Below are 21,015 nucleotides of genomic sequence, written 5' to 3'. Positions count from 1 at the left end.
GGCGGACGGATGACATGAACATCATCCGACCGCCCTGAACTGTGGCCCCTCTCCACCGCGCTGTCCAGTGGAGACCGCGCGGCACCACCGGTGGGACCGCGCGGCACCACCGGTGGGACCGCACGACGACGCCGATGGGGACCGCACGGCGCCGCCGATGGGGACCGCACGGCGCCGTCCGGCGAGGACCGCGGGAAGGCTCCGGGAGCTACGCCCCGAAGGCCTTCGACTTCCCCTTGACCGGCTTCGCGCCCGCGAGCAGGTGCACCGGGACGAGGTCCCGGGCCGGCTCGCTGTACCCGACCGAGACGATCTTGTCACCGCGGTACGTGAACGAGGTCAGCGACGCCAGCGTGCACTGACGGCGGCGCGGGTCGTGCCAGAGCCGCCGCTTCTCCACGAAGCTGCGGACGATCCAGATCGGCAGCTGGTGGCTGACGCAGACCGCCTCGTGCCCCCGGGCCGCGTCCTTCGCCGCGTCGAGCGCGCCCATCATGCGCACGACCTGCTCGACGTACGGCTCGCCCCAGGACGGCTGGAACGGGTTGGTGAGGTGCTTCCAGTTCGCCGGCTTGCGCAGCGCCCCGTCACCGACGCCGAAGGTCTTGCCCTCGAAGACGTTCGCCGCCTCGATCAGCCGCTCGTCACTGGCCAGGTCCAGACCGTGCGACTTGGCGATCGGCGTCGCCGTCTCCTGCGCCCGCTCCAGCGGGGAGGCGACGACGTACGTGACGTCCCGGTCGGCCAGCGACTCGGCGACCCGGTCCGCCATCCGCCGGCCCAGCTCGGAGAGGTGGTAGCCGGCCCGGCGGCCGTACAGCACCCCGTCGGGGTTGTGGACCTCGCCGTGGCGCATCAGATGGACGACGGTGATGTCCTCGGCGCCCTTCGGGCGGCTCGTCGCGTCGCTCATGCCGTGGCCTCCGCGGCGGCGCGGGCCGCGGCCGGAAGGGCGGCGGCGATCCGCTCGACCGCCCGCTCGTCGTGCGCGGTCGACACGAACCAGGACTCGAAGGCGGACGGCGGCAGGTACACGCCGTCGGCCAGCATCGAGTGGAAGAAGGCGTTGAAGCGGAACGCCTCCTGCTTCTTCGCGTCGTCGTAGTTCCGCACCTCGTCGGCGGTGAAGAACACCGAGAACATGTTGGACGCGGTCTGCAGCCGGTGCGCCACGCCCTCCTTGGCCAGCGCGCCCGTGACCAGGCCCTGGATCTCCTCCGAGACCGCGTTCACCTTGTCGTACGCGGCCTCGTCGAGCAGCCGCAGCTGCGCGAGCCCGGCGGCGGTCGCGACCGGGTTCCCGGAGAGGGTGCCCGCCTGGTAGACCGGCCCGGCCGGCGCCAGGTGCCCCATGACGTCCGCGCGGCCACCGAACGCGGCCGCCGGGAAGCCGCCGCCCATGACCTTGCCGAAGGTCATCAGGTCGGGCTTCACGCCGTCGACGCCGTACCAGCCGGCCCGCGAGGTGCGGAAACCGGTCATGACCTCGTCGGAGACGTACAGCGCGCCGTTCTCCCGGCACAGGTCCGCCAGGCCCTGGTTGAAGCCGGCCGCCGGCGGGACGACGCCCATGTTGCCCGGCGAGGCCTCGGTGATCACACAGGCGATCTCGCCCGGGTGCGCGGCGAACGCCGCCCGCACGGCCTCCAGGTCGTTGTACGGCAGCACGATCGTGTCGCCGGCCTGCGCGCCCGTCACCCCGGGCGTGTCCGGCAGGGCGAAGGTCGCCAGACCCGAACCGGCCGCGGCGAGCAGCGCGTCCACGTGGCCGTGGTAGCAGCCCGCGAACTTGACGACCTTGGCGCGCCCGGTGAAGCCGCGCGCCAGGCGGATCGCGGACATCGTGGCCTCCGTGCCGGAGGAGACGAGCCGGACCTGCTCGACCGGCTCGATCCGCGCGACGATCTCCTCGCCGAGCGCGACCTCGCCCTCGCCGGGCGTCCCGAAGGAGGTGCCGCGGGCCACGGCGGCCTGCACGGCGGCGGTGACCTCGGGGTGCGCGTGGCCGAGGATCATCGGTCCCCACGAGCAGACGAGGTCGACGTACTCACGACCGTCCGCGTCGGTGAGGTACGGACCGGAACCGGACACCATGAACCGGGGCGTTCCGCCCACGGCCCGGAAGGCACGCACCGGTGAGTTCACGCCGCCGGGCGTCACGAGGGAAGCGCGGTCGAAAAGCGTCTGTGAGACTGGGGCTTCGTATGAATACGGCACTGTGATCCTGACCTGCGAGAACGACTTCGGGCACGACATCGGGAACGGAGGGACGGCGGTGAGCATCCTGTCTGTTACGCCGGGGCGCTCCCCGTCCGCGTCTGCGAAACTGGGGCGTCATAGGGATGACTCACGGAATCCATGGTGTCAGAGGCCACGGCGTTCTTGCGGACAGGTGTTTCACCGTACGAACGCGGGGGAGGTCACTGACACGATGATCGGGTTGCGCGGCGGGGTCGTGTTGCCGAGAAAAAGCAGTCGGGTGGAGATATGCATCGCGGTGGCGGACCGGGCGAGGGGACGGACGACCTGGGTCCGGAGTCTGCCCGGCGGGGGAGGCACCGGCGCAGGCGATCCGAGGAGCCGACCGCTTCGGAGCACCGGCCGAAGCCGGAGCCCGTTGCGGACTCGGCCCCGACGACCGGGGGCCGGAGCTTGGGGGTGACGTACAAGTACTTCGGCGCGCCCAACAGCGCCACCGCGGCCCAGGTACCGATCTCGATGCGCCCCGAGGAGCTCGGCGGTGACGAGCTCGGCATGGGCGGCATGTTCACCAAGATCAAGCCCGAGACGATAGCGGCCATGGTCCTGACCGGCATCCAGGGGATGCCCCTGCACAAGGTGCCGCCGCTGGAGCTGGTGGTGCTGCACCCGGACTACGCCGTGGTGAAGCTGCCGATGACCGTGGTCGACCCGCTGCGCGGGATCGGCGAGGAGTCGGTCGGCGCCGCCGCCTTCATCTGGTCGACGGTCCCGGACCGCGGCGGACCGCGCGACGCCTTCGACGTCTACCGGCTCCTCCACGAGTGGCAGGACTTCTCGGTCCGCCTCCACGAGGCGGGACACCAGCCGTACTGCCTGGTCTGGCCCTGAGCCGACCGGCGCGCAGGCGTTTCGCCACGCTTCCCTCCCTCATAGATGCTGAAATTAGGACGAATGGTATGTAATGCACGGAAGTCGCGCCCCCAGGGAGTCCGTACGCCCTGACGACTCCCCGTACGAGGAAGGAGCCAGACGCGTGAGCGCAGTACGCATGACCGGCCGGCCCATGCAGATCGGCGAGGTCGCCGCGCGGACCGAACTGCCGCTGCGGACCATCCGGCAGTACGAGGACAGCGGCCTGGTCGTCCCGTCCGCGGCCTCGCCGGGCGGCTTCCCCCTCTACACGGACGCGGACGTGTCCCGGTTGATGGTGGTGCGCCGGATGGGGCCGCTCGGTTTCACCCTCGACGAGACCCGCGAGCTCCTCGGGGCCGTGGACCGGCTGTCCGCCGACCGCCCGGGCACGGCCACCGAACTCGAACCGGGCGAGCGGGCCGCCCTGGTGGACCGCGTCCACCGCTACGAGGAGGCCGCGGCGGAGCGCGTCGCCGAGCTCCGGACCCAGCTCGCCCGCGCGGAGGAGTTCGCCGCCTCCCTCCGCGCCCACCTCGGGTAGGACCCGCCCGGCGGACCTATGGCGCCAGGGCCTCGGCGAGGTCGCGGAAGAAGCGGGCGTACGCGGCGGGGCTGGGCGGGGTCTCGGGGCTCCAGGGGGCGAGGCGGACCCCGGAGGGAAGGCCGTGCGGCGGGGTCGCGTGCTCCCGGTCGTCGAAGAGGACCAGGTCGGGACGGAGTTCGGCGACCCGGGCCCAGTCACCGGTGAGCCAGTTGGCGCCGGGCCCGGGACCGGGGTCGAGCAACCGGACGCCCAGGCCGGCGAGGTGCGCCAGCTCGGGCCAGGCCCGCGGCCGGGCGAGGTGCACCTGCTCGTCCCCCGCCCCGGAGAGCGCGAGCACGGCGCCCCCGGACCTGGAGGCGACCCCCCGGAGGACGTCCTCGGCGGCGGCGAACTCGGCGGGGGCCGAGACGGGGGCGGTGGCTGAGGCGACGGGCGCGGGTCCGGTGGCGGGCTCGGTGGCGGAAGCGGACCGCGCGGATCGGGCGTCGGGCCCGGCGACGGGTCCGGCGGCTCCGGCGTCCGCGCCGGAAGCGGATCGCGCCGGCTCGGCGGCGAGGCTCGCCGCCAGCGCGGCGAAGCGGTCGAGGATCGCCGGCAGGGTGAGGTCGTTGCCGACGGAGAGCGCGACGAGCGGAATCCCGAGCCGCTCGGCGACCGCCCCGTCGAGCGCGTACGGGCTCTTGCCGTCGTAGGTCACGTCGACGATCACGTCCGGCCGCAGCTCGCCCAGCGCCGCCTCGTCCAGGGTCCGGCCCGGCCCGAGGTACGGCACCCCGGCCGCCCGGAGACCACCGGCCTTGGCCGGATCGAGCGCCCCGCCGTCGTGCCCGGAGCCGTACACGGCGACCGGCGCCACCCCGAGGTCGAGCAGGGCCGCGCCGGCCCGTACGTAGGCGACGACGCGCAGCGGCACGCGGGCCGCCCTCAGCTCCGTCCCCCTGTCGTCCGTGAATCCCCATCCCTCTGTCCCGGACATGCGGCTGCTCCCTCCCCGGCCGGAATCTCCCTCGTCCGCCACCTTGGAGGGCTTCCCAGGACCGCACAAGAGGGCCTGCCGCCCACCGTCGACGAGCCGGGACTCCGCCCCGGGGCCCCTGCCGAAATCACCCCCGGGTGGTGTTAACTGAACGAATCGGGAGGAAGCAGTGGGAATCGCCAGTTCCGTCGTGCACGCGCGCGTCACCTGCCGGGGCGCGCCGGACACGAGCGGCCCTCACGCCCTGGAGTGAGCCATGTCCGTGCCCGGCCCGTTCTCGGACCCCCGCGTGATCACGCTCGTCGGCCTGCTCGCCGTCTCGACGGTGACGTGGCTGACGCTGAGCCTGCGGGCCCGGTCCCGCGCCCGCCGCGAACCGGCGGACACCTTGCTGGAGCGGGTCTGGCACCCGCAGGAGTCGGTGCCCCTGACACCCGAGGAGGAGCACGCCTTCGGCCAGGTCGCCTCCCGGCTCACCCCGGGCCCCGCGGACCACCCGCGCTGACCAGCCCGTCCCGGCCCTAGCATGCGGACCATGCCCGCCTCAGCTCCCCGCCCCCGCCGGGACACCCGGGGCATCGTCGACCCCGCCGAGCTGCTCTCCCGGATCCGCTTCCGCCGTCGCCTCCCGGCACCGGAGCTGCGGCCGTACCTGGAGCACTACTGGCTGATCGACTGGGAACTGCCGGAGCCGTACGCGAGCCGTCTCGTCCCGCACCCGTCGGTGAACGTCGTCTTCCAGCGGTACGGGCCGCCGGGCGCCCCGGCGGCGAACGCGTGGGCCGAGGTGGCGGGGGTGGGGCTGGGCCTGTTCACGCAGGAGCTGACGGGGACGGGCCGGGTCTGCGGGGTGCAGTTCCGCCCGGGCGGTTTCCGGCCCTTCGCGCCCGCGTGGCCGGTGTCGGCCTGGACGGGCCGGCGGGTGCCGCTGGAGGAGGTGTTCCCGGAGGGACGCGCGGCCGGGCGCGCGAGCGGGGGCGCGAGCGGGGGCGCGAGCGGGGGCGCGAGCGGGGGCGGGAGCGGGGGCGCGAGCACCGCCCCCGCCCCCACCCCCCTGGCCGCCGTGCTGTCCCCCGACGGCGACCACGCGCGCGTGGCGGCGCTCGACGCCTTCCTCCTGGCCCGCGGACCGGAGCCCGACCCGGCCGCCGGGCAGGCCATGGAGCTGGTGGACCTGATCCGTTCGGACCGCACGGTCCGCAGGGTGTCCCGGCTGGCCGCCGCGAGCGGACTGTCGGCGCGTTCGCTCCAGCGCCTCTTCGCCGGCCACGTCGGCGTGGGTCCGAAGTGGGTGATCCTGCGCTACCGCTTCCACGAGGCCCTGGAGCGGGCCGAGTCGGCGGCCGGCCCCGACTGGGCCGTGCTCGCCGCCGAGTTGGGTTACAGCGACCAGGCCCATCTCGTACGGGACTTCACGGCGACGATCGGGGTGTCGCCCACCGCGTACGCCCGCGCGGTGTCAGCACCCTGACCTACCGTACGAGCATGGACTACGACACCTCATCCGTACGGCTGGAAGCCTGGTCCGAGGCGGACGCCGGCCTGCTGCGGGCCTTGAACGCACCGGAGTTGACCGACCACCTCGGCGGCCCGGAGACCGAGGAGCAGCTCGTCGGAAGACACCGGCGGTACGTGGACCTGAGCGCCGACGGGACGGGCGCGGGGCGCATGTTCCGGATCGTGCTGCTGCCGGAGGAGGTCGTGGTGGGCAGCATCGGTTTCTGGGCGCGGACCTGGGACGGCGAGCCCGTGTACGAGACGGGCTGGGCGGTGCTGCCGGGCTTCCAGGGCCGGGGCCTCGCGACGGCGGCCACGCGCGCGGTGGTCGCCGAGGCCCGGGCCGCGGGGCTGCGCCGCGGGCTGCACGCGTTCCCGTCCGCGGACAACGCCGCGTCGAACGCGGTGTGCCGCAAGGCGGGGTTCGAACTGCTCGGTGAGCGGGAGTTCGAGTATCCGCCGGGGAATCCGATGCGCTGCAACGACTGGCGGTTCGACCTCGGCCGGCCGGCGTCCGACCTCGGCTAGCCCGCGTCCGGGGCGGTGAGCGACCGGGCGAAGTGGAAGGCCACGATGTCGAAGCGCTCGCGCAGGTAGAAGCGGTGGGCGCCGGTGCGGTGGGTGCCGGAGTCGAGGGTGAGCTCGTGGCACCCGGCCGCGCGGGCGTGGCCTTCCAGGTGGGCGACGAGCGCGTGTCCGACACCGGTGGAGCGGTCGTCGGCGGCGGTCACCAGGTCGTCGACGTAGAGACTGCGCAGGGAGCTGGTGTTGTTGACGATCCGCCAGCCCGCCGCGCCGACGCAGCGGCCGCCGTCCGTGTGGGCGGCGCTGAACCGCAGCCCCTGGGGGTGACCGGCCTCGTAGACCTCGCGGAAGAGCTCCGGGGTGAGGTGGGGGCGGAGCTCGCGGAGCACCGGCAGGAGGTCGCTCTCCAGCCGGGGGTCGCCGGGGGCGAGGTCGATGATCTTCATGCCGGGGACAGTACCCCAGGTTTTCTCAGGGTTGACGGACAAGACGCCCTCACGGATATTTATCTGCAACACGAAGAGAATGCGCAAGGCAGAGAATCCTGGAGGCCCCTCATGACCGTCCTCGTCACCGGAAGCCGCGGCCGTGTCGCCGCCACCCTGATCGGCCTGCTGGACGCCGCGGGCGTCGAGGTCAGGGCCGGATCCAAGAACCCCGCGGACCTGTCCCCACCGCCGGGCGTCGACACCGTGCGCTGCGATCTCACCGATCCGGCCACCTTCGACACCGCCCTGAAGGGCGTCGACTCCGTCTTCCTGTACGCCGAGGCCGCGCACGCCGCCACCTTCGCCGACCGGGCCCGCGCCGCCGGAGTCGAGCACGTCGTCCTGCTCTCCTCCAGCTCCGTCCTCGCACCGGACGCCGCGGAGAACGCCGTCGCGGCCTCGCACCTCGCGGCCGAGCGCGCCCTGTCGGCCGCCGCGGAGTCCGGCGACCTCGAAGCCACCCACCTCCAGCCGGGCGCCTTCGCCACCAACGCCCTGCAGTGGGCGCGGGCCCTCGAGGACGGCCACGGCCCGGCGCTGCCCTACCCCCACGCGCACGGCGACCCGATCCACGAGCGGGACGTCGCCGAAGCCGCCCTCGCGGTGCTCACCGAACCCCGGCTGCGCGGCTCCTCGTACCTGCTGACCGGCCCCGAGTCGCTGGACTTCACCGAGCAGCTGGCGATCCTGGCGGAGGTGACGGGCCGGCCGGCGCCGTACACGACCGTCACCCCCGAGGAGTGGAAGGAGTCGGTGGCGGCCTTCGTCCCGGAGCCGTTCGCGGACGCCCTGCTCTCCCACTGGGCCTCCCACGACGGCCGCCCGGTCCCCCTGACCAGAACGGTCGAAGACCTGACGGGCCACCCGGCCCGCACCTTCACCACCTGGGCCACGGACCACGCGGAGGCCTTCCGCCGGTGACCCCCTCACGGGCGACCGTCCCGCCGGACGCCGCCCCCGCACGCCCCCTCCGGAACCGAATTCCCTGGCCACCCCCGACCCCCGATGCCATCCTGTCCCCGTGAACGGACCACAGATCCAGATCAGCTTCGCCCCCGCCCTCCACCTCTTCGTCCCGGCGGACCGCCGCTCCGGCCGCACCCCGCTGACCACCGACGGCACCTCGTCGCTCGGCCACGTCGTGGAGTCGCTGGGCGTGCCGCTCACCGAGGCCGGCCGGCTCCTGGTGGACGGGCGGCCCGTCGACGCCTCGCACGTCCCCGGCGCGGGCGAGACCGTCGAGGTGGAGGACGTGGTCCGCCCGCAGCCGGTGCCGGGCGCACCGCTCCGGTTCCTGCTGGACGTGCACCTCGGCACGCTGGCCCGGCGCCTGCGCCTGCTCGGCGTGGACGCGGCGTACGAGAGCGAGGACATCGGCGACCCCGCCCTCGCCGCGCTCTCCGCGCGCGAGCGGCGCGTCATGCTCTCGCGGGACCGCGGTCTGCTGCGCCGCCGCGAACTGTGGGCGGGCGCCTATGTCTACAGCGACCGGCCGGACGACCAGCTCCGGGACGTACTGGAGCGCTTCGCCCCGCCGCTGGCGCCCTGGACCCGCTGCACGGCGTGCAACGGGGAGCTGAGCGACGCCGACAAGGACACGGTGCGCGAGCGTCTGGAGCGGGGCACCGAGAAGACCTACGACGTGTTCGCCGAGTGCGTGGAGTGCGGCCGGGTCTACTGGCGCGGCGCGCACCACGCGCGCCTGGAGGCGATCGTCTCCGACGCGGTGCGGGAGTTCGGCGGGGCGGCGGCCCACTAGGGCCTGTCGTCACCGCCCCGGCACCACCCGGCACCACCTCCGCCGCCCCGTCAGCCGAGTTCGCCCCCGCGCAACCGCTCGATCTGCGCGGCACTGACCTCGACGGTGCGCCGCATGTGGGCGATGAGCAGCGCGACCTCGGCGTCGCTGTAGACGTCGAACATCGTGCCCCAGGTGCTGTTGAGCTTCCGCCAGAGGTCGCCGAGCTCCGCCATCCGCTCGGGGGCGAGGGCCACCAGGACCCGGCGCCGGTCCTCGGTGTCGCGCTCGCGGGTCACGTAGCCGGAGCGTTCGAGCCGGTCGACGAGGCGGGTGGCGGAGCCGGTGGTGAGCCCGGTCAGCTCGGCGACGCGCCCGGTGGTCACCGGCCCCTCCTCCAGGCTGAGCAGGTTCAGGCACTGCACGTCGGTCGGGTGGAGCCCCAGGTGATCGGCGACGGCCTGGTTGAACAGGACGTAGGCGGCCATGTAGCGGCGGGCCTCGCCGTGCAGCTCGCTCATGAGCGCTTCGCGCCGGACGGAACTCTTCTGCGTCATGCAGAGATCGTACGAGCCGGGCACTCCCGCGTCACGAAACGGGTCGGCCCCGGCGGACTCCGGCCGCTCAGGGCGCCTCGGCGGTGAGGTAGCGCTGCACGGTGGGCCCCAGCCAGGCCACGATCTCCTCGGCGGACATCTCGACGGCCGGCGGCAGGCGCAGCACGTACCGGGTGAGGGCCATGCCGAGGATCTGGGACGCCACGAGCGCCGCCCGGCGCGGGGCGTCCGCCGGGTCGGGGCAGACGCCCCGGGTGACCGGTCCGAGCTGCTGGGCGAAGATCGCCTGCATGCGCGCGGCCCCGGCCTCGTTGGTGACCCCCACCCGCAGCATCGCGGTGAGGACCTCGTCGCTCTCCCAGCGCTCCAGGAAGTGCGTGACCAGGACGGCCCCGACGTGCCGCGCGGGCAGGGCGCCCAGTTCGGGCAGGCCGATCTCCACCTCGGAGGCGGCGGCGAACAGCCCCTCCTTGTTGCCGTAGTAGCGCATCACCATCGACGGGTCGATCCCGGCGTCGCGGGCGATGGCCCGGATGGTGGCGCGCTCGTACCCGTCGGAGGCGAAGCGCTCGCGGGCGGCCTCCAGGATGGCGGCCCGGGTGGCGTCGGAGCGGCGGACGGTCGTCATGTCAACAACTGTAGGCCAACGGGTGTTGACACGCCATTCGAGCCGCCCTACCGTTGCCAACAAGCGTTGACCAACAGTTGTTGGCAAACGGTCGTGGGCACCTTGGAGGCAGCCATGAGCACCACGGACACGGACGTACTCGTCATCGGCGCGGGCCCCACCGGCCTCCTGCTCGCCGGAGACCTCGCCACCACCGGCATCGACGTCACCCTCGTCGAGCGCCGCCCACACGCCCTGGGCAACATGACCCGCGCCTTCGGCGTCCACGCCCGCACCCTGGAACAACTCGACGCCCGCGGCCTCGCGGACGAACTCCTCACCACCGGCACCACCCTGACCACCGCACGACTCTTCGGCCGCCTCGACCTGGACCTGACCCGACTGCCCACCCGCTTCAACCACCTGCTCGTCACCCCCCAGTACGAGGTCGAACGCCTCCTGGAACGCCGGGCGGTCGCCGCGGGCGTCACCTTCCGGCACGAGACGGAGCTCCGCGGACTGCGCCAGGACGCCGACGGCGTCACCGCCGAACTCACCGACCCCGACGGCACCCCGCTCACCCTCCGCGCCCGCTACCTGGTCGGCACGGACGGCGTCCGGAGCGCCGTCCGCACCGCCCTCGGCCTGCCCTTCCCCGGCCACTCCGTGATCCGCTCCATCGTCCTCGCCGACGTGCGCCTGACCGAGGAACCCACCGACTCGTTCAGCGTCGCCGGCTCCGGAGACACCTTCGCCTTCCTCGCCCCCTTCGGCGACGGCTGGTACCGGGTCATGGGCTGGACCCGCACCCGCCAGGTCGCCGACAGCGAACCCGTCGACCTCGACGAGGTCCGCGAGATCGCCCGCAAGGCCCTCGGCACGGACCACGGCATGCACGACCCCCGCTGGATCTCCCGCTTCCACAGCGACGAGCGCCAGGCCCCCGCCTACCGCGTCGGCCGCGCCTTCCTCGCCGGAGACGCCGCCCACGTCCACTCCCCCGCCGGCGGCCAGGGCATGAACACCGGCCTCCAGGACGCCGCCAACCTCTCCTGGAAACTCACCGCCGCACTCCGCGGCGAGACGCCCGACCCCGAAGCCCTCCTCGACAGCTACCAGTCCGAGCGCCACCCCGTCGGCACCATGGTGCTCCGCAGCAGCGGCGCCCTCGTCCGCCTCGCGATGGCCCGCACCCCGCTCACCCGCGCCGCCCGCTCCCTCGCCACCCGCCTCCTGAGCGCGGTCCCGCCCGCCTCGGCCCGCGCCATGGACCTGATCAGCGGCATCGGGATCTCCTACGCCCCCGCACCGGGCACCGGCCGCCCCTCCGGCCGCCGCGCACCCGACCTCCACCTGCGCGAAGGACGACTCCACGAACTGCTCCGACGCGGCGAATTCGTCCTGATCGCCCCGGAGGGAACGACCCCGACACCACCCGCGACCGCCCCCGTCACCCCGAAGCACCCCGTGCGGGCCACCTGGACGGACCCGACGAAGAAGGCCGCGGTCCTGGTCCGCCCGGACGGATACGTCCACTGGGCGAGCAACTGAAGATCAGCCCCGGCCCGACTCAGAAGACATAGGGATCCCCGGTGGCCAGCACCAGAACCCGGTGCCGGTCGTTCCGGGGATTCCGGTCGGCCACCCCGTCCCGCCAGGGCGTGCTGATCTCGACCGTCATCTCCTCCGGAAAAGCCGCGGTCCGCAGATCGAGCGCCAGCTCACCCACGCCCCCCACGGCCCGGAGCGCGCCCGTCCGACAGGACACCACCCGGTCACTGCTCCACAGACAGGCCGGCGGCAGCTCCCGACCGCCCGCCATCGGCTCGGAGAAGGCGAGCCGGACCGTCGCCTGGGAGACGTCGGAAGGCCCGCGGTTCTCACTGACCAACCAGACACCGACCCTCCCGTCCCACAGGGACACGTGCCCGTGATGAGAAAGATCCGCCTCCTCCCCGCTCACCACCGGCCCCACAGCACCGGCACCGGTCCCCACACCCACCACCACGGCCGCGAGAACGACCCCGAGCACACCCTTCCGCAATCCACGCATGGGGCAAAAATACCCAGCAATCATCACATCTTCTGACAACCCATCAGCCCGCGTGTCCCATGACACGCTGCCCCCATGTCGATCGCCCGCTCCCTCGCCCTGTTCGTCCTCGCCGCCCTCCTCGAGATCGGCGGCGCCTGGCTCGTCTGGCAAGGCGTACGGGAACACCGCGGCTGGATCTGGATCGGCACGGGAGTCATCGCCCTCGGCACCTACGGCTTCGTCGCCACCCTCCAGCCCGACGCCGAATTCGGCCGCGTCCTCGCCGCCTACGGCGGAGTCTTCGTCGCCGGCTCCCTCGCCTGGGGCATGGCCGCCGACGGCTACCGCCCCGACCGCTGGGACGTCGTCGGCGCCCTGATCTGCCTCACCGGCATGGCCGTGATCATGTACGCCCCACGAGGCCGCTGACCCACACCCCCACCTATCCTGACCGGGCGACCGACGTAATCGACCACCCGCGCGAGGAGCACGTCATGACCGGCCCCGGTACCCCCATCGCCGTCATCACCGGAGCAAGCAGCGGAATCGGCGCCGCCACCGCCCGACAACTGGCCGCCGCCGGCTACCGCGTGGTCCTCACCGCCCGCCGCAAGGACCGCATCGAAGCCCTCGCCGCCGAGATCAACGAAGCCGGCCACCAAGCCACCGCCTACGCCCTCGACGTCACCGACCGCGCCGCCGTCGACGACTTCGCCACCGCCTTCCGCACCCTCGCCGTCCTCGTCAACAACGCCGGCGGCGCCCTCGGCGCCGACCCCGTCGCCACCGGCGACCCCGAGGACTGGCGCCGGATGTACGAGGTCAACGTCCTCGGCACCCTCCACGTGACCCAAGCCCTGCTCCCCGCCCTCACCGCCAGCGGCGACGGCACGGTGGTCGTCCTCTCCTCCACCGCCGGCCACTCCACCTACGAGGGCGGCGCCGGCTACGTCGCCGCCAAGAACGGCGCCCGCGTCCTCGCCGAAACCCTCCGCCTGGAAATCGTCGGCACCCCCGTCCGCGTCATCGAGATCGCCCCCGGCATGGTCAAGACCGACGAGTTCGCCACCACCCGCTTCCGCGGCGACACCGACAAGGCCGCCAAGGTCTACGCGGGCGTCGCCGAACCCCTCACCGCCGACGACGTGGCCGACACCATCACCTGGGCCTGCACCCGCCCCCCGCACGTCAACATCGACCTCCTGGTGGTCCGCCCCCGAGCCCAGGCCTCCAACACGAAGGTCCACCGCGAGCTCTGACACGTCCGGGTGAACCCCCTCGATCACCCACACGTCCACCGAAGACGCGCCCTAACGTCGAAAACAACTCCATACAGAACGGCCCTCGGCAGGGATTGCAGTCCCGGCCGAGGGCCTCACCATCAGGAAGGCAACTCTTCCCATGGCTGAACCAGACACTAGCGCGCCCACACTGTTCGACATCAGCGCCCTCACCCCCACCGCGCCGTCCTTCATGGACCTCAAGGACCCCGACTACGCCTACATGTACGGCTTCCTGCAAGCCGACGGGCACCTGGCCCGCGGCGCGGGCCAGAAGGGAAAGCTGACCGCCGAGATCAATGCGCGGGACATCCACATCCTCCGCGAGTTCCAGCGCCTGACGCCGTACTACAGCTCCGTCACAGAGCGGGTCCGCACCACCAACTTCGCCGAGCAGCACCACTCGGCCACGTGGACCCTGTGCGCACTCGAAGCCAGAACCATCATCAACGAGCTCGGAATCCCCTACGGCAAGAAGTCACGGGTCATCCGGCCGCCCCGCTTCGAGTTCTCCCGGCCGGACTACCTCCGCGGCGTCATCGACGCCGACGGATCGCTCGGCTGGACCTCGAAGGGCCTCCCGTTCCTCTCGTTCACGTCGGCCAGTACGGCCCTGGCCGCATATCTGTGCCACTACGCGAAGAAGATCACGGGCACCGAGCGCCTCGCCCGCCGCAACACCCGTGACCAGGTCTACGTCATCACGTACTTCAAGGAGCAGGCGCAGCAACTCGCCAAGCACCTCTACTACCCCGGCTGCCTCGCCCTGGACCACAAGAAGGCCAATGCGGCCGCAATCCAGACCTGGGTACGTCCGGCAGACATGAAGATCGCACCCCCTCGCCGACGCTGGACAGCAGCAGACGATCGCGAGCTGCTGCGGCTCGGCGACCCCGCCGCCGCAGCCCTCGCGCTCGACCGCACCGAGCAGAGCTGCAACATGCGCCTGTGGCGTCTCAGCACCGGCCGGACACCCATGCCTGCCCAGTAACCCAGCACGAAGCAGGGGCGGGGTGCCACACGCGCACCCCGCCCCTTTTCGCTCTCAGCCCTTCACGCAGATGACCTGCTTCAGCTTGGCGACGACCTCCACCAGGTCCCGCTGTTGGTCGATCACCTTCTCGATCGGCTTGTAGGCGCCCGGGATCTCGTCCACGACGCCCGAGTCCTTCCGGCACTCCACGCCCCGCGTCTGCTCCTCCAGGTCCCGCGTCGAGAAGCGCCGCTTCGCCGCGCTCCGGCTCATCTTCCGGCCGGCGCCATGCGAGGCGGAGTTGAAGGACGCCGCGTTCCCGAGGCCCTTCACGATGTACGAGCCCGTGCCCATCGAGCCCGGGATGATCCCGAACTCCCCGGAGCCGGCCCGGATCGCGCCCTTCCGCGTGACCAGCAGGTCCATGCCCTCGTACTGTTCCTCCGCCACGTAGTTGTGGTGGCAGGAGATCACCGGCTCGAAGGTCACCCTGGCCTTGCGGAACTCTCTTCGGATGACCTCCTGGAAGAGCGCCATCATGATCGCACGGTTGTACTTCGCGTATTCCTGCGCCCAGAAGAGATCGTGCCGGTAGGCCGCCATCTGCGGGGTGTCCGCGACGAACACTGCCAGGTCACGATCGACGAGACCCTGGTTGTGGGGAAGCTTCCGCGCCTCGCCGATGTGGTACTCGGCCAGCTCCTTGCCGATGTTCCGGGACCCGGAGTGCAGCATGAGCCATACCGAATCGTACATATCAACGCAAAGCTCCACGAAGTGGTTGCCCTGGCCAAGGGTTCCCATTTGCGTAACCGCCCGCTCCCGCCGGAACTTCACCGCGTCCGCGACCCCGTCGAACCGCGACCAGAAGTCGTCCCAGCCCGCCGTCGGGAACTGGTACAGCCGCTTCGGGTCCACCATCTCCCTGTGCATCCCCCGGCCCACCGGGATCGCCTGCTCGATCTTCGAGCGGAGGCGGGACAGGTCGCCCGGCAGGTCGTTCGCCGTCAGGGAGGTCTTCACCGCCGACATCCCGCAGCCGATGTCCACACCGACCGCCGCCGGACAGACCGCACCCTGCATCGCGATCACGGACCCGACCGTCGCGCCCTTGCCGTAGTGCACGTCCGGCATCACGGCGAGGCCCTTGATCCACGGCAGCGTCGCCACGTTCTGCAGCTGCTGCATGGCGCCGCCCTCGACCGAGGCGGGGTCGGCCCACATCCTGATCGGCACCTTCGCGCCCGGTACCTCTACGTACGACATACTTCCTCAATTCCCCCGAAAAGTCTGATAACGCAAAAACCGGAGCCAAAGCCCGTACAGGTGACAGGGGAGCGACATCAACGGCTGCGTGTGCGATAGACATTGTGTCCATCGGCCGGGTTCGCGCGGCAAACAGTTTTCGGGAAAGACTTCGGGTGAAGGGAGCCTGGGACCGTGCAGCGAAAGAGGTACGCACCCGGCCGCACCGGGCCCACGGCTCGCACCGCCGTCGCCCTCGCACTCGGCCTGGGCCTGGGGGCCGGCCTCACCGCGTGCTCCGCCGGAACCCCCGCGGACGACGTCGCCGTCGACGCCAAGGCCGGCCAGGCCGCCGCCGCCGTCCCGCCCCCCGGCCGCTACAGCACCCTCTTCGAGCCCTGTGGCGCCGTCCCGCAGGCCACCCTCAAGGACCTGCTCCCGGGCGCCGCCGCGCTGCCCGACGCCGAGCGCGACAAGGCGTACCGGGGCGTCGCGGCCGTCACGTACGACACCGACCGGCGCGTCGGCTGCACGTGGAAGGCCGACACCCCGGAGACCTCGCACCGGCTCTCCCTGGACGTCGAGCGGGTGGTGTCGTACGACGCGGCCGTCAGCGACGACGACCGGGCGCAGGAGGTGTACGTCCGCAAGCAGCTCGCGGCGGGCATCCCGGTGCCCACGCCGCCGCCCACTGCCACGACGACCCCGGCGGTTCCGGCGACGGGCACCCCTTCCGCCACGGCCACGGCCGCGGGTACGGCCAAGCCGTCCGTGGGGACCGTCGCCCTGGCGGGCAAGGCGCCGTCGGCGGGCGGCACTCCCACGGGGTCGCCCACCAGTGCTCCCACGGGCTCCCCCACCGGCTCCGCCACCCCGGGTGTCGATTCGTCCGCGACCGGTCTGGAGCCGCGTGTCCTCGACGGCCTGGGGGACGTCGCGTATCTCGACGACGTGCCCAGCGCGGTCGGTGCGAACAGTCATCAGCGTGCTGTCAGCGTGGTCTTCCGCACATCGAACGTGATCGTGACGGTCTGGTACCGGGTGCAGACGACGGGTTCCGTCGAGGCCCCCGGCAGTGCGGAACTGCAGGAAAAGGCCCGGAATCTGGCTCGGCAGCTCGCCGATCGGCTGGAGGAGTAGCCGTTCGCATCCGCTCCGTGAGCGGGTGGCGACCACGTAACGTGTCGGCGTACCCGTGGCCGTATCCATGGCCGTGTGCCCGTGGCTGCGGCCGGCGGGTCGTCGGCCGGACCGTACGACAAGCGACTGAAGGAACCATGCAGCGATCAGCTCCGCGAACGCGACTCTCCCGCATACTCGCCTGTGCCGCCGTCCCGGTGATGCTCGTCGCCGCGGGGTGCTCTTCGGGCTCCGGTGATTCCGGCAAGGCGGAGGGGTCGGCCGGGCCGTCCGCGTCGGCGTCCGTGACGCCGTCGCCCTCGCAGACGACGAAGGCGGTCGAGCCGGCGAGGTTCGCGAAGCTGCCGGTGGTGTGCAAGTCGGTCTCCGCGAAGACGACGGCGTCCCTGGTGCCCAAGGCGAAGACGAAGAACGGCACGCCGGCCGCCTCCAGTGATCTGACCAGTCGTGGCGGCTGTTCGTGGAACGGGCTCGAGGACAAGGGTGTGGAGGGTTCGCAGTACCGCTGGCTGGACGTGTCCTTCTACCGGTACGAGTCCGATGCCGCACTGGGCAGCGGTCAGGAGCGGGCGCAGGAGAATCTCGCGAAGGAGCTCGCGAAGGTTCAGGCGACTCCGGGTGCGAAGCAGTTGCGGACGGTGACGTCTGCGGGCATCGGGGACGAGGCGAAGACGGTCACGTACCGGCTGCGCAAGACGGGCGAGGACTTCGTGTACGCGTCGGTGGTGGCGCGTACGGGCAATGTGCTGGTCCTGTTGTCGTACAACGGTGCGGGTTACGCGGGTGCGGACACTCCGTCGGAGAAGACCGTCACGAATGGTGCGGTGAAGGCGGTCAAGGAGGCTGTCGCGGCGGTCGCGGCAGCCAACAAGTAGTCACAAACCAGCGCAGAGTGTCGTGTGAGCGTGGAGCCCGTCCCTCCCCCGGGGGCCGGGCTTCGCTCACGTGTGCCACTCTGTGCGCGCGGGATGTCGAATGACGGGAGGGGATCGCGGGTGGCCGCGATGCAGCTGACACGCACACACCGAATACTCATCGGCCTCGTCATCGGCGGTGCGCTGATCATCGCGGGGATCGGTTTCGCGGGTTCGTACGCCGCCGTGCGCGAGCTCGCTCTGCAGAAGGGCTTCGGCACCTTCTCGTACTTCTTTCCGATCGGCATCGACGCGGGCATCTGTGTGCTGCTCGCGCTGGATCTGCTGCTGACCTGGTTGCGGATCCCGTTCCCGTTGCTGCGTCAGACCGCGTGGGTGCTGACGGCCGCGACGATCGCCTTCAACGGTGCGGCCGCTTGGCCGGATCCGCTGGGTGTGGGGATGCACGCGGTGATTCCGGTGCTGTTCGTGGTGGCCGTGGAGGCGGCGCGGCACGCGGTGGGTCGGATCGCGGACATCACGGCCGACAAGCACATGGAGGGTGTTCGGATCACCCGCTGGTTGCTTTCGCCGGTGCCGACGTTCCGGCTGTGGCGTCGGATGAAGCTGTGGGAGCTTCGTTCGTACGAGCAGGTCATCAAGCTGGAGCAGGAGCGGCTGATCTATCAGGCCCGGTTGCAGGCGCGTTTCGGGCGGGGTTGGCGGCGCAAGGCTCCGGTGGAGGCGTTGATGCCGTTGCGGTTGGCCCGGTACGGGGTGCCGTTGGCGGAGACGGCTCCGGCGGGGTTGGCGGCGGCGGGCATCGAGCCGGCCGTGTTGCCTCCGGGGTCTTCCCAGGCGGTGCCGGTTTCGGCGCAGGCGGTGTCGGTCGGGCAGCCCGGGCAGTCGGTGGCGCCGCAGGCTCAGCTTCCGGCGCAGGCGCAGGTGCCGGGTCAGGCGCAGGTGCCGGGTCAGGTGCAGGTGCCGGGTCAGGCACAGGGGCCGGGTGCGGTGCAGGGGCCGGGTGGGCCGGTGAATCACGAGAGTCCGTGGTTCGACGCGTCGCAGGTCTCTCCGGAGGCGTACGAGGGTACGTACAACCCGCAGATCGTGGAGGGTCTCGAGCCGATGCCGGTTCCGGTGCCGCAGGGGCCGGAGGACGTGCCTCCGGCGGGTCCGGAGGAGTTCGTGGAGTACCCGGAGTACGTGGAGCAGCCGGAGCCGCAGGTCAACGAGTTCGAGGACGTCGTCTACAAGGTCATGGGGTCGTACGTGCTGGAGCACGGGCGGTTCCCGGCCGAGGACGAGTTGGCTCAGCTGGTGGCCGAGCAGTACGGCATGCCGGAGTTTCCGGTGTCCGACATCGATCTGCTGCGGCAGGCGGTGCCGGGTGCGCAGGAGCGGGTCCAGCAGGCGAGGGCCGACGTGGACGCTCCGTAGGGCACGGGGTGCGCGTGTGAAAGGGGCCGCTGCCCGGATCTCTCCGGGTGGCGGCCCCTTTTCACGTGTTCAGGTCACGTGCTCGGGCGCTTAGGCGCCGAGCAGCTTGCGCACCCGTTCGGCGCCCACGGCGAGCAGCAGTGTGGGCAGGCGGGGGCCGGTCTCGCGGCTGACGAGGAGCTTGTAGAGCAGGGCGAAGAAGGCGCGCTGGGCGAGCTTCAGTTCCGGGGTCGGCTTGGCCTCGGGGTCGAGTCCGGCCATGATCTTCGGGACGCCGTAGACGAGGGTGGTGAGTCCGTCGAGCGACCAGTGGGTGTCGAGGCCTTCCAGGAGGAGTCGGAGGGATTCGCGGCCCTCGTCGTCCAGGGAGCCGAGGAGTGCGGTGTCGGGTTCTTCTCGGACGATGGTGCGCTGGTCGGCCGGGACCTGGTGGGTGATCCAGTTCTCGGCGCGGTCGAGGCGCGGGCGGACCTCGTCGAGGGAGGTGACGGGGTTCTCGGGGTCGAGTTCGGTGAGGATCCGCAGGGTCTGCTCGTCGTGGCCGGCGGTGATGTCCATGACGGAGGCGAGGGTGCGGTACGGGAGGGGGCGCGGGGTGCGGGGCAGTTCGCCGGCGGCCGTGCGGGCGGCGCGGGAGTGGGCGGCGGCGTCGGCGGGCAGGACGGTGCCGTCGGCGACCTTGGCCTCCAGCTTGTCCCACTCGTCGTAGAGCCGCTGGATCTCCTGGTCGAAGGCGATCTTGAAGGACTGGTTCGGCCTGCGGCGGGCGTAGAGCCAGCGCAGGAGCTGGGGCTCCATGATCTTCAGGGCGTCGGCCGCGGTGGGCACGCCGCCCTTGGAGGAGGACATCTTGGCCATGCCGCTGATGCCGACGAAGGCGTACATGGGGCCGATGGGCTGGACGCCGTCGAAGATGCGGACGATCTGGCCGCCGACCTGGAAGGAGGAGCCGGGTGAGGAGTGGTCGACGCCGGAGGGCTCGAAGACGACGCCCTCGTAGGCCCAGCGCATGGGCCAGTCGACCTTCCAGACCAGCTTGCCGCGGTTGAACTCGCTGAGCTTGACGGTCTCGGCGAAGCCGCAGTTCGTGCAGGTGTAGGCGAGCTCGGTGGTGTCGTCGTCGTACGAGGTGACGGTGGTGAGGTCCTTCTCGCACTGTCCGCAGTAGGGCTTGTACGGGAAGTAGCCGGAGACGCCGCCGGAGCCGTCGTCCTCGCCCGCGGCGCCGGAGCCCTCCTCGGCTTCCAGTTCGGCCTCGTCGAGGGGCTTCTGGGACTGCTTCTTCGGGGCCTTCTTCGTCCGGTACTGGTCGAGGATGGCGTCGATGTCGCCGCGGTGCTTCATCGCGTGCAGGATCTGCTCGCGGTAGGTGCCGGCGGTGTACTGCTCGGTCTGGCTGATGGGGTCGTACTCGACGCCCAGTTCGGCGAGGGACTCGACCATGGCGGCCTTGAAGTGCTCGGCCCAGTTGGGGTGGGGCGAGCCGGCGGGGGCCGGGACGGAGGTCAGGGGCTTGCCGATGTGCTCGGCCCAGGAGGCGTCGATGCCCTCGATGCCGTTGGGCACCTTGCGGTAGCGGTCGTAGTCGTCCCAGGAGATGAGGTGCCGGACCTCGTGTCCGCGGCGGCGGATCTCGTCGGCGACCAGGTGCGGGGTCATGACCTCGCGGAGGTTGCCGAGGTGGATCGGGCCGGACGGGGAGAGCCCGGAGGCGACGACGACCGGTTTGCCAGGCGCACGTCGCTCCGACTCGGCGATGACCTCGTCCGCGAAACGGGAGACCCAGTCGGTCTCGGTGCTGCTCTGAGCCACGGTCGTACGTCCTTCTTTCCTGAAAGCCTCGAAGCCTTACAGCTCTACGTCTGTCATTGTCCCAGACGGATCGGCGCGCTCGGAGGTTGTCCACAGCCCGGGGTCGTCCACAGGCGGAGAAAACACGTTGCTCTCCCATGGGACACTTGCACAAGCGAAAAAGACCACCGAACACCTCACTACAGGAACG

At 71.6% G+C, this 21,015-nt stretch carries 23 protein-coding genes; 14 read left to right on the top strand and 9 right to left on the bottom strand.

The window, feature by feature from the left end; genetic code table 11:
• Positions 1-208 precede the first annotated feature (208 nt).
• Together ACZ66Z_RS16120 and hemL are read right to left on the bottom strand one after the other, a co-directional pair.
• Positions 209-913, bottom strand: a complete 705-nt coding sequence (locus ACZ66Z_RS16120; protein WP_469934598.1) for a histidine phosphatase family protein — start codon at positions 911-913, stop codon at positions 209-211.
• Positions 910-2,256 carry a glutamate-1-semialdehyde 2,1-aminomutase gene (gene hemL / locus ACZ66Z_RS16115; RefSeq protein WP_469934836.1) on the bottom strand — a complete coding sequence of 449 codons (1,347 nt, stop codon included), beginning with the start codon at positions 2,254-2,256 and terminating at the stop codon, positions 910-912. The genes ACZ66Z_RS16120 and hemL overlap by 4 nt, the downstream gene beginning before the upstream one ends.
• A 231-nt stretch (positions 2,257-2,487) precedes the next feature.
• Between hemL and ACZ66Z_RS16110 the strand changes: the two genes are divergently transcribed.
• The gene (locus tag ACZ66Z_RS16110) at positions 2,488-3,090 is read left to right on the top strand and encodes a hypothetical protein (RefSeq protein ID WP_185094935.1); all 603 of its coding nucleotides are present in this window, start codon (positions 2,488-2,490) and stop codon (positions 3,088-3,090) included.
• 160 nt (positions 3,091-3,250) lie between these two features.
• Positions 3,251-3,655 carry a MerR family transcriptional regulator gene (locus ACZ66Z_RS16105; protein WP_469934835.1) on the top strand — a complete coding sequence of 135 codons (405 nt, stop codon included), beginning with the start codon at positions 3,251-3,253 and terminating at the stop codon, positions 3,653-3,655.
• Between the two features lie 16 nt (positions 3,656-3,671).
• On the opposite strand, the gene ACZ66Z_RS16100 is transcribed toward ACZ66Z_RS16105, so the two are convergent.
• Positions 3,672-4,634, bottom strand: coding sequence for an ABC transporter substrate-binding protein (locus tag ACZ66Z_RS16100; protein WP_469934597.1), 963 nt, complete (start codon positions 4,632-4,634; stop codon positions 3,672-3,674).
• A gap of 256 nt (positions 4,635-4,890) precedes the next feature.
• Here ACZ66Z_RS16100 and ACZ66Z_RS16095 point away from each other — a divergent pair, with 256 nt between their 5' ends.
• From ACZ66Z_RS16095 to ACZ66Z_RS16085, 3 genes are read left to right on the top strand one after another with little or no spacing between them, the layout of a single operon-like run.
• Positions 4,891-5,139, top strand: coding sequence for a hypothetical protein (locus tag ACZ66Z_RS16095; protein WP_469934596.1), 249 nt, complete (start codon positions 4,891-4,893; stop codon positions 5,137-5,139).
• 30 nt (positions 5,140-5,169) lie between these two features.
• A complete protein-coding gene (locus ACZ66Z_RS16090) occupies positions 5,170-6,105 on the top strand; it encodes a DUF6597 domain-containing transcriptional factor (protein ID WP_469934595.1) in 936 nt (311 codons plus the stop codon).
• Positions 6,106-6,119: 14 nt separating this feature from the next.
• Positions 6,120-6,659 (top strand): GNAT family N-acetyltransferase, encoded by a 540-nt coding sequence (locus tag ACZ66Z_RS16085; RefSeq protein WP_469934594.1) that lies wholly within the window; start codon positions 6,120-6,122, stop codon positions 6,657-6,659.
• On the opposite strand, the gene ACZ66Z_RS16080 is transcribed toward ACZ66Z_RS16085, so the two are convergent.
• Entirely contained in the window at positions 6,656-7,102 is a 447-nt protein-coding gene (locus ACZ66Z_RS16080) for a GNAT family N-acetyltransferase (protein WP_469934593.1), read from the bottom strand. The two genes, ACZ66Z_RS16085 and ACZ66Z_RS16080, sit on opposite strands and share 4 nt — an antisense overlap.
• A 111-nt stretch (positions 7,103-7,213) precedes the next feature.
• Here ACZ66Z_RS16080 and ACZ66Z_RS16075 point away from each other — a divergent pair, with 111 nt between their 5' ends.
• Positions 7,214-8,065: an NmrA family NAD(P)-binding protein gene (locus ACZ66Z_RS16075; RefSeq protein ID WP_469934592.1), complete on the top strand. Its 852-nt coding sequence runs from the start codon at positions 7,214-7,216 to the stop codon at positions 8,063-8,065.
• Positions 8,066-8,165: 100 nt separating this feature from the next.
• Positions 8,166-8,903 carry a Mut7-C RNAse domain-containing protein gene (locus ACZ66Z_RS16070; protein WP_469934591.1) on the top strand — a complete coding sequence of 246 codons (738 nt, stop codon included), beginning with the start codon at positions 8,166-8,168 and terminating at the stop codon, positions 8,901-8,903.
• Between the two features lie 50 nt (positions 8,904-8,953).
• On the opposite strand, the gene ACZ66Z_RS16065 is transcribed toward ACZ66Z_RS16070, so the two are convergent.
• Both ACZ66Z_RS16065 and ACZ66Z_RS16060 read right to left on the bottom strand, forming a co-directional pair.
• The gene (locus tag ACZ66Z_RS16065; protein WP_469934590.1) at positions 8,954-9,439 is read right to left on the bottom strand and encodes a MarR family winged helix-turn-helix transcriptional regulator; all 486 of its coding nucleotides are present in this window, start codon (positions 9,437-9,439) and stop codon (positions 8,954-8,956) included.
• A gap of 67 nt (positions 9,440-9,506) precedes the next feature.
• Positions 9,507-10,067, bottom strand: a complete 561-nt coding sequence (locus ACZ66Z_RS16060; RefSeq protein WP_469934589.1) for a TetR/AcrR family transcriptional regulator — start codon at positions 10,065-10,067, stop codon at positions 9,507-9,509.
• A gap of 114 nt (positions 10,068-10,181) precedes the next feature.
• On the opposite strand from ACZ66Z_RS16060, the gene ACZ66Z_RS16055 reads away from it, so the two are divergent.
• Complete coding sequence (locus tag ACZ66Z_RS16055) at positions 10,182-11,597, top strand: FAD-dependent oxidoreductase (protein ID WP_469934588.1); 1,416 nt, start codon at positions 10,182-10,184, stop codon at positions 11,595-11,597.
• Positions 11,598-11,616: 19 nt separating this feature from the next.
• On the opposite strand, the gene ACZ66Z_RS16050 is transcribed toward ACZ66Z_RS16055, so the two are convergent.
• Positions 11,617-12,165 carry a hypothetical protein gene (locus ACZ66Z_RS16050; RefSeq protein ID WP_469934587.1) on the bottom strand — a complete coding sequence of 183 codons (549 nt, stop codon included), beginning with the start codon at positions 12,163-12,165 and terminating at the stop codon, positions 11,617-11,619.
• A gap of 9 nt (positions 12,166-12,174) precedes the next feature.
• Here ACZ66Z_RS16050 and ACZ66Z_RS16045 point away from each other — a divergent pair, with 9 nt between their 5' ends.
• From ACZ66Z_RS16045 to ACZ66Z_RS16035, 3 genes are all read left to right on the top strand, one after another.
• Positions 12,175-12,510, top strand: coding sequence for a YnfA family protein (locus tag ACZ66Z_RS16045; protein ID WP_469934586.1), 336 nt, complete (start codon positions 12,175-12,177; stop codon positions 12,508-12,510).
• 65 nt (positions 12,511-12,575) lie between these two features.
• Positions 12,576-13,340, top strand: a complete 765-nt coding sequence (locus ACZ66Z_RS16040; protein ID WP_469934585.1) for an SDR family NAD(P)-dependent oxidoreductase — start codon at positions 12,576-12,578, stop codon at positions 13,338-13,340.
• A 142-nt stretch (positions 13,341-13,482) separates the two neighbouring features.
• Positions 13,483-14,352: a hypothetical protein gene (locus tag ACZ66Z_RS16035; protein ID WP_469934584.1), complete on the top strand. Its 870-nt coding sequence runs from the start codon at positions 13,483-13,485 to the stop codon at positions 14,350-14,352.
• Positions 14,353-14,406: 54 nt separating this feature from the next.
• Here ACZ66Z_RS16035 and ACZ66Z_RS16030 read toward each other — a convergent pair whose 3' ends face one another.
• Positions 14,407-15,600, bottom strand: coding sequence for an RtcB family protein (locus ACZ66Z_RS16030; RefSeq protein WP_469934583.1), 1,194 nt, complete (start codon positions 15,598-15,600; stop codon positions 14,407-14,409).
• A gap of 174 nt (positions 15,601-15,774) precedes the next feature.
• Here ACZ66Z_RS16030 and ACZ66Z_RS16025 point away from each other — a divergent pair, with 174 nt between their 5' ends.
• From ACZ66Z_RS16025 to ACZ66Z_RS16015, 3 genes are all read left to right on the top strand, one after another.
• Complete coding sequence (locus ACZ66Z_RS16025) at positions 15,775-16,719, top strand: DUF3558 domain-containing protein (RefSeq protein WP_469934582.1); 945 nt, start codon at positions 15,775-15,777, stop codon at positions 16,717-16,719.
• Between the two features lie 137 nt (positions 16,720-16,856).
• A complete protein-coding gene (locus tag ACZ66Z_RS16020) occupies positions 16,857-17,594 on the top strand; it encodes a DUF3558 domain-containing protein (protein WP_469934581.1) in 738 nt (245 codons plus the stop codon).
• A gap of 120 nt (positions 17,595-17,714) precedes the next feature.
• Complete coding sequence (locus tag ACZ66Z_RS16015; RefSeq protein ID WP_469934580.1) at positions 17,715-19,013, top strand: DUF2637 domain-containing protein; 1,299 nt, start codon at positions 17,715-17,717, stop codon at positions 19,011-19,013.
• Between the two features lie 90 nt (positions 19,014-19,103).
• On the opposite strand, the gene lysS is transcribed toward ACZ66Z_RS16015, so the two are convergent.
• Positions 19,104-20,825, bottom strand: a complete 1,722-nt coding sequence (gene lysS / locus ACZ66Z_RS16010; protein WP_469934579.1) for a lysine--tRNA ligase — start codon at positions 20,823-20,825, stop codon at positions 19,104-19,106.
• Between the last annotated feature and the right edge of the window lie 190 nt (positions 20,826-21,015).

This window comes from Streptomyces sp. NPDC107498 (genome assembly GCF_055582805.1).
The sequence above is the reverse complement of the archived record's forward strand: the minus strand, read 5'-3'. Positions and strand labels throughout refer to the sequence as shown.